Origin of the sequence: Spirosoma flavum, from assembly GCF_042686045.1 — a bacterium.
GTDB lineage: Bacteria > Bacteroidota > Bacteroidia > Cytophagales > Spirosomataceae > Spirosoma > Spirosoma flavum.
The window spans coordinates 868,538-882,935 of sequence record NZ_JBHUOM010000001.1 but is presented as its reverse complement, the minus strand read 5'-3'; the positions used below and the strand labels follow the sequence as shown (position 1 = coordinate 882,935).

At 46.7% G+C, this 14,398-nt stretch carries 8 protein-coding genes; 1 reads left to right on the top strand and 7 read right to left on the bottom strand.

All coding sequences use genetic code 11. The features are described 5' to 3' along the window. The first annotated feature begins 7 nt into the window (after positions 1–7). Positions 8–541: a hypothetical protein gene (locus tag ACFS25_RS03515; RefSeq protein WP_381497018.1), complete on the top strand. Its 534-nt coding sequence runs from the start codon at positions 8–10 to the stop codon at positions 539–541. A gap of 75 nt (positions 542–616) precedes the next feature. Here the strand turns inward: ACFS25_RS03515 and ACFS25_RS03510 are convergent, their stop codons facing one another. The 7 genes from ACFS25_RS03510 to ACFS25_RS03480 form a co-directional block, all read right to left on the bottom strand. Beyond that, positions 617–1,279 carry an endonuclease III domain-containing protein gene (locus ACFS25_RS03510; protein WP_381497017.1) on the bottom strand — a complete coding sequence of 221 codons (663 nt, stop codon included), beginning with the start codon at positions 1,277–1,279 and terminating at the stop codon, positions 617–619. Between the two features lie 93 nt (positions 1,280–1,372). Continuing rightward, positions 1,373–2,701 (bottom strand): OmpA family protein, encoded by a 1,329-nt coding sequence (locus tag ACFS25_RS03505; RefSeq protein WP_381497016.1) that lies wholly within the window; start codon positions 2,699–2,701, stop codon positions 1,373–1,375. Positions 2,702–2,787: 86 nt separating this feature from the next. Next, positions 2,788–3,816 (bottom strand): cyanophycinase, encoded by a 1,029-nt coding sequence (locus ACFS25_RS03500; protein WP_381497015.1) that lies wholly within the window; start codon positions 3,814–3,816, stop codon positions 2,788–2,790. Positions 3,817–3,940: 124 nt separating this feature from the next. Next, entirely contained in the window at positions 3,941–5,314 is a 1,374-nt protein-coding gene (locus ACFS25_RS03495; protein WP_381497014.1) for a RagB/SusD family nutrient uptake outer membrane protein, read from the bottom strand. A gap of 18 nt (positions 5,315–5,332) precedes the next feature. Then, positions 5,333–8,407 (bottom strand): SusC/RagA family TonB-linked outer membrane protein, encoded by a 3,075-nt coding sequence (locus ACFS25_RS03490; RefSeq protein WP_381497013.1) that lies wholly within the window; start codon positions 8,405–8,407, stop codon positions 5,333–5,335. 379 nt (positions 8,408–8,786) lie between these two features. Further along, on the bottom strand, positions 8,787–10,487 hold the full coding sequence (locus ACFS25_RS03485) for a RagB/SusD family nutrient uptake outer membrane protein (RefSeq protein ID WP_381497012.1): 1,701 nt from the start codon (positions 10,485–10,487) through the stop codon (positions 8,787–8,789). A gap of 19 nt (positions 10,488–10,506) precedes the next feature. Then, entirely contained in the window at positions 10,507–13,770 is a 3,264-nt protein-coding gene (locus ACFS25_RS03480) for a SusC/RagA family TonB-linked outer membrane protein (RefSeq protein ID WP_381497011.1), read from the bottom strand. Between the last annotated feature and the right edge of the window lie 628 nt (positions 13,771–14,398).

The window sequence follows — 14,398 nt, the reverse complement described above, 5'->3', positions numbered from 1 at the left end:
ATCCAACATGAAATATCTGTTTATTTTCTCGCTATTTTTTTCCGTCACTTCGTTGGCGCAAGTTCAGTTGCCAACCAATGACGCCGGTCAGGTTCAGTATCAGGAACTTGTGCGCGTACCGGATGCGAAACGGCCAGCCCGGCAGATTATGGAACAGACGCGGGTATGGGCTAACCACTATTACTCGGCAACGAACGAAGCCGAACAGCAGTATGACCAGGAACATAACATCCTGTTTGTCAGAACCTTCTATCAGATCGACAAAAAATCCGTACGCTATACACTGACGGTTGAAACGAAGTTTGGGCGTTACCGGGCGACTATAACTGATTTGATGGTTGAGGAAGCTGGGCTTACGCAACCCGTTCGAGCCGTCAGTTCAACCGTTGAGGAGATGAGACAAGTTCCTGATAGCACGGCCAAAAACGAAAAGTTGATCGAGCAGATTGCTACAAATCAAGCTGACTTATATGGACAAATTGACAAGTCCTGCCGCGATACGCTGGCTAATCTGAAACAAGCGTTGACCGAAGATAATTAGAAGCATTAGTTATTGTCGTAATATGACCCCGATGGGGTCATACTATATAGACCCAATTAAATTCTGTATGATTACTTACCGGTGACGTTCTACCCCGACCTGTTCGCACCAAGGCAGCACGGGGCAGGTTGAACAATGTGGCAATACACCGGTACAAATATGCTTTCCGAAAGGCATAAGCAAGCGGTTGATGCTTACCCACTGTTCACGGGGCACCTGCGCTTCCAGTACCTTCAGCGTTTGTTCGGGTTGCTTGGTGTGCACATATCCCCAGCGATTTACTACCCGATGAACATGAACATCGACACTGATAGCCGATTGTCCCGTTGCCACACCCAGCGCCAGGTTTGCACACTTCGGGCCAACGCCTTTTAGCGAAATCAGGGTATCGAAATCGGCGGGTAGTTGTCCATTGAATTCATTTATAATTCGCTCGGCAATGCCCCGCATCGTATACGCCTTTTGATCGGGGTAGGTCGTGCCGTACAGCAATTGGGTTAGTGTTGGAATGTCGAGTGCAAGAAGTTGTTCGGGCGTTCGGGCCTGTTCAAACAACCGAAGTGACACAGGAATTGTCGTTTCATCGAGCGTTCGGATCGATACGATGCACGAAATCAGCTGCTCAAATAATGAATTGTAGCCCCGTTCAAACAGATCAAACATAGCCGCTTTGGGGTATGGCCGAATGGCCTCCTCAGTATGGGCAAGAACAGTAGTAAGGTCGAAGTTGGGTTTCATTTTTTTGTCGTGTGAGAAACGTTCTGTTTTCAAGTTCTCAAACCTGATACTAGACCAGCTCTCACATGACAAAAAAAGCAGTTAAACTGTTTTCTAAACCTTTACAATAACCATCTCAACGCGTCGGTTTTCGGGACGCTCCTTGAGGCTTTTATTGGTGTTGATGGGCCTTGATGGGCCATACCCAACGGTTTCAACCCGGCTGGCGCTGATACCTTTTTCAACAAGATAGCGTTTCACCTCATTAACTCGATTGCGTGACAATTCAACATTTGCATCGAACTCACCAACGGTGTCCGTATGTCCTTCGAGTCGAATTTGCATGGTTGGATTCGACTTCATTACCGTCACCAACCGATCCAACTCGGGAAATGATTCCGATTTAAGGTCATACTTCGACATGTTGAAATAAATATTCTTCAGGGTAATTTTTGCTCCGGCTTCAATCGGCGCAAGATCAAAATCGCGAACAACGTCAACACGATTCGTGGCTAATGTATCGCTCTGACTAAAATACCCTTTCGCCGTAGCCGTCACGGCATAAACGCCCCGTCGGTCAATAGCTATTTTATATTTCCCTGTCGGATTATTACTCTGCACCGAATCGGCTGGATCATTGCCCGACGCTTCGGCACCAGATAATAACCGGTACGTAACCGTTGCCACAATCGGCTGTTTTGTTTTAGCGTCGCGCGTGATGCCATTAATCGCTACAGTAACGGGTGCGGGTAGTCCTTTAGGCTGAGTGGGTACAGGCGTCGCCGGCTCTGGTGGCAATGTAGATTCAGCCGGTGTATCCGATTCACCGACACCCGGCTTTGTTCGGGGTGTATAACGTGGCTGCTGCGGTTTTGACTGGACGGGTGGTTGTGGTCTGGCTCTCGGAGTCCGTTGGGAGTAGCTATCTTTACGAACCGGATTTACAATGTGCACACCCCAGAAATTGAAGCAAATAAAACCTCTACCGTCTTTACATTCAAACAAATCGAACGTTGTATAGCCGGGATCGATACGCTCAAAATACGCCACAAAATCGACACGTTCGCCGGGGCTAACCTGCCTGCGTACTTCCAGAGGAATGTTCTCAGCACGAATAAATTTATACGAACGCTCCCCCTGATTCACGTATAAACGTGATGTCGGCTGAAAACCGATGTTATTTGTCGATTCTACTTGTCCACCCTGACCCCCATTTGGCATTGGAATCGAAAACGGCCACGACCGTCCTTGGGAACCTTGTCTGCGGGCCTGAAACTTCATGTAAATTACAGTATACTGAGCCGTCAATTCAACGCGCTGGATAGTCACGTCGTCGTCGTTAACGTCATCTACGCGGGGACTTTCAGTCGTAAACTGTACCTGCGCACGTAGACCGGGGGCAACTAGCAGAAAGAACAGACAGGCAAGTAATCGGCGGTTCATGGTCGTTATAAACAAGGGATTTATTGTATAAACGTTTGACCATGCCCGGTAGTTTAGGGTTTAATAAATTGCGGCAGAAACTGATTTTACTTTCTCACTCCATTCTCAATATACCAATAGTCGGGCATGGTCTTCGCCAGCGATTTAAACGTTAACAGATTAAAACCGGGATTACCCGCAACCGATCCGGCTATAGTTGTTACTTGTACACCCTTCCTGTTGCCTTTCCACGTTAAGGGTTGATTGGGCTGGCAAATTTCGGGTTTAGTACCGGTCGCTTGCAGGAGATAAGCGTTGCCCTGACCGAATACCTGCACGTTGCCGTCGGGTGTCACGCCAACAGCCGTTTTTTCGTCTACACCAATGCCACGTGATTGCTGGCCCCAATCAGTAACAGCACGAGCCATAAATACCAGATGCCGGCCCTGCCGTTCGCGGGCACTGTAATGCATATCGGTAATGGTATTGGCTAATAGTGGTTGCATCAAAAAATCGTTCCGACGAAGATCTACCCGTTTATCATATGGGTTTGCCAGCGCTTCGGCTGACGTGATAGTTCCTTCTTTGGCCGTAAAATATACCTGTCCCAGAATGCCGCAGCCTGCGCTCGTTCCTCCCAGTACGGCTCCCTGCCGAATACGCTCGTTCAGTGCATCGGCTACGGGTGTTCCCTGCCAGAAATTCACATAATTACCCTGATCGCCCCCGGCTAAAAAGATGGCTTCAGCCGTGCGTACTTTCCTGATAATAGCGGCATTATTCGACAGTTCACGGTTATCGAGCAGGATTGTTTCAACCGAATTAACCGTTTCGCCCAGTTTTTGGTACAGATACTCATTGTAACCATCCTTACCCGACGCTCGGAGGATAAGCACATCACCCCCACCCGACCGGTGCAGAAACCACCGCATAGCCGCATCGACATCCGTACTTCCTCCCGCCAGCAACACGCCACCTTGTGGTTGCGGGCTAACATCGGCAGTATCGCCGACTATCCAGGATGTATAGGCCGGTATTGACTGAGTGAGTGCTAAATCGGGCGTTGGCTGCGAAGGCGCGTATAAACTAAATAATAGCAGACCCGTTACGCCAAGGGCTATATTCTGAAGCGACACAGACGAAGAAAGGTTTATGGTTATGGCTGAATCACCTGTGGTAGTACACTCATAGCAATTGTATATTGTCTATAAAAAACATAGACCGGACAGCTACGTCCGGTCTATGTTTGTGTCTGTTAGATTAATACCCTGGGTTCTGCACTAACGCCGGGTTGGTTGTTATTTCCCGTAGTGGAATGGGAAAAATCAGTTTGGGACTGTTATAAGGTAAAGTCCCAACATTTGATTTCGTGCGTTTCAGATCGTGAATATATGTCCCTTCAAAAGCCAGCTCAAGCCGACGCTCTTTCAGAATGTTTGCCAGCGTTAGCTGAACCGCCGTCAGTGCCGTTGTACCGGCACGGGCGCGAATCAAGTTAATGTCGACCAGGGGAGCCACTCCTACCGACGTACCGGCCCGGAAGTTAGCTTCGGCGCGGGTCAGGTACATTTCACCCAGCCGCAGCACCTGAATATTGCCATATTGATTCACGAATTTAAGCGTTCGGATAGCCCCAACGCCATCCTGATAAAACAACTGCGCCCGTATGTCATCAGCAGCAAACTGGTTGAGGAAATTTTCCGTAATCTCAATGTCGCCCCGGCCCCCTTCTTCGGTTGAGCCGTAAAAGGTGTTCAGGTCATTGATACCATCCTGGTCCGTCATTTGAACAGCAAAAATCGTTTCGGCTGTATTGGCACCATTCTGAAATTCACGCAGATCAAAAACATTTTCAATGGTAACTAACTGATAAGCAGCACTTGCAATGACACGATTAGCGGCATTAGCGGCATTTGGGTAGTCGGCTTTTTGCAAATACACCCGTGAAAGTTGCGCACCAGCGGCTCCTTTTGTAGCAAAGAAGCTATTCGATGCCGGGAGTTTCGCTTCGGCATCGGTCAGGTCCGTAAGTACCTGCGTATAAACAGCGGCTACCGTACTACGTGGAATATTGGAGTTGGCGTCAAGAACAACTGTTGGTGTTGTTACAATTGGCACACCCAGGTTGGCATTCGGGTCGCCATCACCCCAGGTTTTGGCATAGAACCGTACCAGTTCAAAATACAATGAACCACGAATGAACTTCGCTTCTCCTTCCATCCGGGCCTGATCAGCTGTAGCAGCCAATTTCAGATTAGCCAGTACGGTGTTGCAAATATTGATCGTGCGGTAGGCATTGGTCCAGGTAACATCGGCTTGGTCATTATTGACCAGTATGTTTTTGGTATAAATCTGCTGAGGACCCGTAAATGTTCCTGTCCAGAGCACATCACCATCGGTTGGAACCGTAGCAAACAGTTCACCGTCACGAATTAAGCTGCCCCCGTAGAGATTAACGCTGCTCAGTCCATCATAAGCCCCTACCAACAAAGCGTTCAGGTCGGCAGCAGTAGTTAGCGCCTGGCTGGTAGCGACCGAGTTGACAGGCTTAATATCCAATTGGCTATTGCACGAGGTTAGCCATAAGCCAACCGACATCGCCGACGCCAGTATGATTGATTTTTTCGTTTTCATAAGAGTGTTTGTCGTCGCTTAGAAACCAATTTGTAGCCCACCGATAATTGTGCGCGGCTGTGGAGCTGAGTAGAAATCAATACCAAGGTTAACCGGATTAGCCGTGTAAGCATCCGAGTTAACTTCCGGGTCCCATCCTGTATATTTCGTAAAGGTCAGCAGGTTTTGGCCCGTCGCATAAATTCTAACCCGGTTCAGGTGGATACGGCTGAGTAGCGCTTTTGGCAATGTGTAACCCAGCGTAACCGTCCGTAAGCGAACGTAATCCCCTTTTTGCAGGTAACGCGATGATTCACCTGTGCCATTTCCACCCAACAAGCGAGCCTGTGGCACATTTGTTACATCACCCGGCTTTTTCCAGCGATTCAGCTGGTCAATAGATTGGTTATCGAAGTAATCGCCGTTGGCCGACTGGAACTTGCCACCACCATTGTAGATGTAGTTACCAAACTGACCATTAAATAATACACTCAGGTCAATACCTTTAAAGCTGAATGTATTAGTAATGCCACCAATGAACTTAGGCGATGGACTTCCCAGTGGCACATAAGCGGCACTGTTATAGTCGTTGGTCGTTGTCCGATCGAGACTACCATCGGCGTTTTTGGCATTCTTGTAATACAAGGCATCACCGTTTTGGACGTCAACACCCGCATACTCCGGCCCAACAAATACGCCTAGTGGCTGGCCTTCCTGCGCCCGGTTCAGGAAACTTCCGGTAATAGTGGTACCACCCAGATCCGTTACCTTATTTTTATTGTAGGCAATGTTCAGCGATGTAGTCCATTTAAAGGCACCAGTTAGGTTATTTGAATTAAAAACAAACTCAAATCCTTGATTTTGCAGCTTGCCCACATTGCGTAACTGCGTCCGAAAACCCGACGAACCTGGTACGTTGACATTCAGCAGCAAACCGCTCGTATTTTTCTGGTAGTAGTCAATTTCTCCAGAAAAGCGATTGTTTAAGAAACCAAACTCCAGCCCAATGTCAGTTTGAAGCGTTTTTTCCCAAGTCAAATCTGCGTTTGGAATCTGTGAAGGAGCCTGACCAGGAACACCAGCGTAGCCTGCTGAAGTACCAACATTGTTAGTTGCTGCATATAATGCCAACGAACTAAAGTTTCCAATTTCGGCATTCCCGGTCAAGCCATAGCTGGCACGTAGTTTCAGCAGACTCAACGCACGAACGTTTTTCAGGAATGATTCTTCGGTAAGAATCCAGCCAGCAGACACGGCTGGAAAGAAACCATATCTATCATTTGCACCAAAGCGCGACGATCCGTCAATACGACCCGACGCACCCAGCAAATAGCGATTGTTGAAGCGGTAGTTTACACGGGCGAAGTATGACAGGAAGCTAAAGCGGCTTTCCTGACCATCGCCAGCCGTAATTTTAGCCGCAGCCGTGATTTGTTTATAAGCGCTGCTCGGAAATTGCTGGCCCGTTACAGAATTGAAATTAAGCCGCGACTCCTGATAGGACATACCCAGCGTAGCATCAATATCATGTTTCTCGGCAATCGTCCGACCAAACGAGAAATAGTTGTTAGTCGTGTAATTGGCTATCTGCCGAAAGCTGTTCGACCCTAAACCATTCGGTGCACCTGTGTTCCGTTGTGTTTCGCTACCGTAATATGCTTCTTCCTGCTGGCTGAGTAAATCCGTGCCAAATTCGGTACGGAAAGACAAACCAGGCATGAGTTTATAATCAGCATATACGTTACCAATGACTCGGTATACACGGGCTTGCAGCGCAGCAAAATCGCGGTTGAGCAGCGGGTTGTAATACAACGTATAGTCGCCACTCAGTTGACTCGTTCGAGGATCAATGATTGGTGTCATAGGTGGCAGGGCTACAATCTGCAACGGTGTCGAGAATGCGTTGTCGTCTGATACACGGTCGTTGATCGAGTGCGAAATATTCATGTTCACACCCAGTGTCAGCTTGTCCGTTGCAGTGTGGTCTAAATTGATCCGACCGCTCAACCGGCGAAAACGGTTCTTGATAATAATCCCGCTCTGATCAAAATACTGTCCCGAAATGAAGAAGCGGGTCTTTGCATCGCCACCACGCGCACTGAGATCATACTGTTGAGAAGGTGCATTCTGAAACGCTTCCTTCTGCCAGTCTGTATTGTATTTGGGGGTTGCTCCCTGCCAACCGGTGGCGTCACCAGCGGCATAGCGCGTAAAGCGAGCGGCTAACGAAGCAGCTGTATAAACGGGAATGCCTAAAGCGGCTGAGTTATTCCGCGCTTCCTGGTACAACTCTACATATTGCTGGGTATTAAGCCATTGGCGTAAGTGCGTGGGATTACTGGCTCCCATCTGCGCTGACGCTTCGAAGGTTGTTTTTGCCGCCCGCCCTTTCTTGGTCGTAATCAGCACAACTCCGTTCGATGCCCGCGCCCCGTAGATGGCCGCCGACGACGCATCTTTCAAAATCTCCAGCGACTCAATATCGTTAGGGTTCAGGTCGGCAATGGGGTTAGTTGGTGCCGTTGTCGATGACTGATCGGATGATGTCATTGGAATGCCATCGATAACATATAGCGGCTGGCTGCTAGCCGTCAGCGACGACGAACCGCGCACCCGGATTTGTAATCCCTGCCCGACTTTACCGTTTAGAGAGGTAATCTGCACCCCGGCGACTTTGCCCTGTAGTGCCTGCTCTACACTCGGTACGGGAATGTTTTCAATATCGCGGGCATTTACTTTGGCAATATTACCAGTCAGGTTGCGCTTCGACTGAGCACCGTATCCTGTTACAATTACCTCATCGAGCGAACGGCTGTCATTACTCAACGTCACGTTAACCACCGAACGATTGCCAATGGCTGTTTCCTGAGTAGAGACGCCCACAAAACTATAAACCAGCGTACCAATGTTGGCGGGTACCTCCAGAGAGTAGTCTCCATTGGCATCAGTTTGAGTGCCTTTGCTTGTTCCTTTAGCGACGATAGATACCCCTGGTAATGGGGTACCATCTTCGGCGGAGGTAACTTTCCCCGTCACCCGTCGCTCCTGCGCTAAGGCTGAGTTTGTTGTCATAGCGCACAAAAGCACAGCTATAAACAGTAGAAAACTTCTCATAGAGTAAATTTTTATTCGTTGAACTGCTAAAATAAATGTTAAATTCTAGTTAAGAAACGGAACTTCCTAATAATTGTAAAAATACTGCATTTTGAACAATTCTAATATAAACAAAGCTTGTTTGGTTAATTACGTTGTATAAAGTATAGATACAAAAATCCCAGCTCCTGAAAGCTGGGATTTTTTGTCGGCAATTAAACTAGTACGTTATTTTTCGAAATCACTCGCTTCTACTGGTATCTAAACGCTGGGTTTTATACACCAGTTTGTTCGGAGAAATTTTATTCTGAGCAACAGAACGCTGTGTGACGTTCAGGAGAAAAGACACAGAACAAACTATCGTCTGAACAGTCTGTCCTGTACTTTCCTGTTAGAAAAACTAAAAATTGGGGTTCTTAGTAGCAACACCGGCGGATGGATTCAACACCGATTCATCGGCGGGTACATCCCAATAATCCAGGAAGTTATAGTTAATAGTAACCTTGGTATTCACCACACCAGCTGTCGTTACCACCGTTTGATTATAGGCTCCTCCACCATTAGCTATGTCATAAATCCAGCCCCATCGTCGACTGTCATAATAAGACAATCCTCGGCTAAACAGCGATACTCTTCTTTCGCGCGTCAGTTCATTAAGGGCACCCGATAAGGACAATGCGGTTCCTGTAACGGCAGCAACCCCGGCACCTTGATATGTTCTTACCGCATCTACAAAAGCCAAACCCGCTTCTGTATTACCCAGACGCATATTAGCTTCGGCCAGCATTAATGCGTTTTCCTCATAACTACCCGCAATAAACAGTTCATAGGCACTTGCTGTTCGGCTTCCCATAACGTACACACCAGCGGCTCCGAGTCCCCCATCAACCAGACTATACCTGGTTGTATAGATATAATTGTTCTTATAAGTACTGACCGTGCTAAAATTGTTGGTTAGTCGCTTATCGCCCGCGTTAAAGTTCTGGATCAACCGTTCACTAATTCTGAAAGTCGTGCTAGTATTTGAACCTGTAGCTAGCGAAGCAACCGTTCCCCCGGTAGGTGAGAAAAAAGAGTTGCTAGCTGTACTTCTGCCAGTAAATACGAGATCTGTCTTCTGAATACCATTGGTAACCAGGTTCAACACAGTGGTCCAGTCTGCCGTTGTCATAGCTGTTGTCGACGATTTGGCGATGGTAGCACTAGGGTTACCATTCACAAAGGGAGCCAGTTTATTGACCAAAATATTACGGGCCAGCATGGTGTTAATATTCCGCTTCCACATATCTACCGTGAGCACACCGCCATGACCAACCTGACTGGCAGCCGGGATCAATGCACCCAAAACAGCTTGGTAATCAGCCACATTAGTAATTGCACCCAACGCAGTAGTGGCCATATTAAAGTAGGTATTCGACTGGTTAATAATAGCGTCGTGCAGTACATAATTGCTGTTGGTTGTACCTTCTTTATCGTTAATCAGACCCGAGTAATACATGGAGCCAATAGACGCATACGCATATCCTTTCCACCAATAAGCCCATGCTTTAATCGTGTTTGATCGGGAAGCGGCATCACCCGAGAACTTTATCCCGTCAGTCAAGGCTAGTATCTGGTTGCAGCCGTTGTTCAGGGCATACATATTTGCCCACTGGTAAAACAGCGGGTTGTTACCAGCGCCGGTTGCACCCCGGCTATTGAATGACCGGATAATACCAATTTGTGGAGAGGGATTGGTCAATTTAGTACCATCATCCAGAATGATATAATCCGGTTGACCGATGGTCGTGACCTGGTTGTTCGAGGCATCAGCACCTACCAAATCTGCCATAAGGGCGCTATACCCCCAGGGCAACGAAAAGTAGCTATCCCCTAACCAGGTATCAACAGTACCATTAGGTGAAGGTGCATTACCAAAACCATTGATGTATACAGCGCCCTGAGCGAAATTTAAAAGGCCGGTTTCTGTATTGACATTGGCCGTGTAAGTCGGAGCATTGGGATTACCAACATTCAATTGCTCTTTGCAGGAAACTGCGCCAAGAAAGAGAGCCGTCAAACAAGCCGTATAAAGGAATTTATTTTTAGTAAGAAAATCCATGTTCGAGGTAATTTAAAGATTAGAACCCGAGGTTTAATCCAATCTGATACGACTTGGTATTTGGCAGTGTACTGTGATCTACCCCTCTGTCAAACGAAGAGTTAGACGAACCCGAACTAATTTCAGGGTCGTAACCCGTGTATTTCGTAACAGTAAAGAGATTCCGGCCGGTTACGACCAGCTGAACTTTATTGAAATACGGCAATCTGACGAGTTTAGCTACATCTAGTGCCAGCGAAACGTTTCTTAAGCGGGCAAAAGAAGCATCTTCATAGAAGAAATCTTTCGTGGCGTTGTTACCAGCACCGCGTGTGCTTCCCCATAGCGCATAATACGCGCTGGACCAGTAAGCCGAGTAAGCACCCGTTTTACCATCAATCGTTACAGGCTTGGCAAAATCGCCATGGATTCCATCCCGGTACATCCATTCTTTCGTTTGGTTGTAGAGGTGGCTCCCGTATATCCAGTCAATCTGGAAATTGAAGGTAAGGAAATCTTTAAAGGTGAATCCATTGATAAACGACATGTTAAATTTCGGGCTTGGATTACCAAAGGCATAAGTCTCGTTGGTAAACATGATCTGGTAATCAGATTTCCGAACAACGCGTCCATCCACCATTGTGTAGTTTCCTTCATCCGACTGAGGTATGTAGCGAACGCCTTCCTTATTGGTATAATCGAAACTTGTCAAGGCTTTATAGCCATAGATTTGTCCAATTGGCTGACCGGGTGTTAATACCAGAGCGGTGCTGCCTGCTGCCGAATTTAAGATAATATCAGCACCACCGGCAATGGCATCGACTTTAGAAAGCTGATGGCCGAAGTTGGTCGTGAAATCCCACTTGAAATTCTTGGACCTGTACACCGGCAGGGTCAATTGAAACTGAACCCCATTCGACGACATATTGATCGCGTTGGTCAACTGGCCCGTCGCTCCTGTTGATGGCGCTACGCTTACCGTATAAATTACGTTGGCACTGGAGCGTTTCCAGTAGGTAAACGAACCCGAAATTGAGTTCAGCCAGGAGCGCCCCGAATTACCACCAATAGTGAAGTCAGTACCGGCTTCAAATTCTTTGGAAACCTCCACCTGTAGGTTCGGATTGTTGCTGGTCGATTGAATCGAGTAGACGAGACCCGTACCTAGATTTCGCTGATCTAAAACAGGGTAGCGGTCGAACGCACCCGGCTGAATACCCGCTTTACCAAAAGCAGCCCGTAACTTGAAGTACGTTAAAGTGTTAGACAATTTACTGTCTTTAAAGAACGATAAAGGAGCAATATGTCCGTCGAAGTGCGGGAATGTGAACGGGGTAGACCCAGCACCGAAGGCTGAAGACCAGTCCGTTCTGAAACCAGCTGTAAAACCGCCAAAATCACCAAAATCAACTTTCTGGTTAACCAGATAGCCATACGTCACAAAAGGTTTGACGTAGTCAAGGGCTACGGCCTGTGTCGACGAAGAGGAGATATTGAAAGGTGGTGCTGTCCCTAGGCCCAATCCGTATGTGTCGTATTCGGTGTACCGGTTTTTCCGGTAATCGAACGAAATCTGCGTACTGGTTTCAATCGGCAGTTTGATATGGAAATCATCCTGAAAATTAGTCCGTATAAAGGCCGTAGCTAAAAAATTCTGGAATGTGGTATTATACTGAAAGTTATCTATCTCACCCTTGTTGTTAGATGCATAGTTGGATGAGTACGAATTGTAAAAATTGGAGTTTACGTTTTGCGACTGGTTGTAATACGTCCACCGGGCATTCTCGTTCCGGTAGTTGATCCCGTACTTGGCATCCAGTTCTACAAATTTGTTTACCTTATAATTAGCATCGAAATTTTGAACGATATCTACTTTATTGTCCAAGCCGTCGGTGTATTGCATGTTGTAATATGGATTACTGGCATTGATACTCAGGTAGCTATCTCCCTGTTGGTGACGTGGATACGAGCCATCGGCCAGTCTGGATGTGAGGTCAAAGAAAGGAGACGTGTTCAAAAATCCATATACCGACCCAATATTACCCAACGAGTTTCCCTGACCGTAATAGGTACCGCCAGCGGCACCCAGTCCTGGTTTCAAGGTATTCTTGGTGTACACTAACTGGGTAGTGGAGCGGATCGTAAACCCTTTAAACAGTTCGGTACCAAAATTGGCCGACAGATTGCTTCTGTCTATGTAGCCGTTTTTCAGAATCGCCGAAACCGTATGGTTATTGGCCGCTGCTATGTTAAAATCGCTTTTTTCGGAGGCACCCGAAATATTAACGGTATTATTAGAAGTGGTTCCTGTCTGAAATACTTGCTTGAATTGATCATAATATTTCAGATTCGCATTGTATGCTTTATCCGCTACGTTCCGAATATCCTGGATGGCGTAACGCGTTGCCCCACCATACTGGTAAGATATACCCGGTACTGAACCATACTGATCATAGCCTACGATACCTCCTGTGGCATTGACGATGTTGTTATTGGCATCGGTCAGATAAGGATGCAGTTCCGCCTTGTGCACATTACCCGTATTCAAAAACTGATTCTCCGAATAGCTGCTTGATACGTTAACGGCAATCCGGCCTTTCTTACCTTTCTTAGTAAACACCTGGATAACACCATTTGCACCCTGAGCACCGTAGATAGATGCTGAAGCGGCCCCTTGAACAACCTCGACCCGGTCTACGTTACTTAAGTCGAGTGAGTTGATATCTGTAGCGGCTACCTGTACACCGTCCACCATAATCAGTGGTTTAGTACCACCCTGTACTGAGTTGATGCCACGCAGTAGAATATTTACGGGATCACCAGGGTTACCACTGACAGAAGAAATCTGCGCTCCCGGAATCTTCCCGATCAGGGCCTGATCGATAGAAGCCGTTGGCGTCTGTGGCAGATCTTTAGCAGAAACTGATTCAACTGCAATCCCTAATCTGGCCTTGCTGGTAGCGACCCCGCTACCCGTTACAACGACCTCGGTAAGTAATCGTGAATCAGATACCAGACTGACATTTAGCTCCGACTCGTTACGCACCTGAATCTCCTGGGTTGCAACACCCACAAAACTAAATACTAGAACAGGGCCTTTTTCGGCTCCCAACGTGATATCATATATCCCGTTAGCATCAGTGGTCGTACCCTTTGTTGTTCCTTTCACGACAACCGAAACTCCTGGCAGAGATGAACCATCTTCTGCTGATGTTACCTTACCAATTACTCTCCGCTCCTGGGCCCACGCCGTGGTCCAAAGTGTGCATACCAAGAGCATACCCACACATAGAATCTTCCTCATAAAATTTAGTATTAGGTCAAGAAAACGTTTATTAACTAGACAAATTTAAATAACAAAAAATACAATACAAATTTTTGTGCTAAATCTTAACTTCAAACCTTTATTCTTTGTAATCCATTCTAAACAAAATAATATTCCGAATTAGGAAGATTAAAAATGTATTAACGAATAAGATTATTCCAATTTTAGACTTTTTCCAGAAGAATATATGCCTAAGTAATTCTAACAGGTTATGCTATTTTAATGGAATAGTTCAACTTACACCGTCATATTCGCTCTTGATTGACGCCCTAAAGTAAGACATATCTATAAGTATTTTTAACTAATACGTATAGTTTGTACATTCAAAAATAAGTTTCCCGATAGGGCATTTTCACAGAAAAATTGCAGATATCAGCTCTTTCGAGACCCCTGCGCTAAATAGATGCAAACGAGGAATTATACTCAACGTAGACTCCCGCCGGAATCAAGTAGCTTTCAATCTTTTTTTGAACTTTATTTATTTTAGTAACTTCTGGCTGATTGGCTCCGTGTTATCATAGCATTCGTCAACCATGCCTTCGAATGAGGAAAATGGCGATCAGGATAGATAGGCAAGCTGGCAGTTATTGACTACAAACGAATTGGC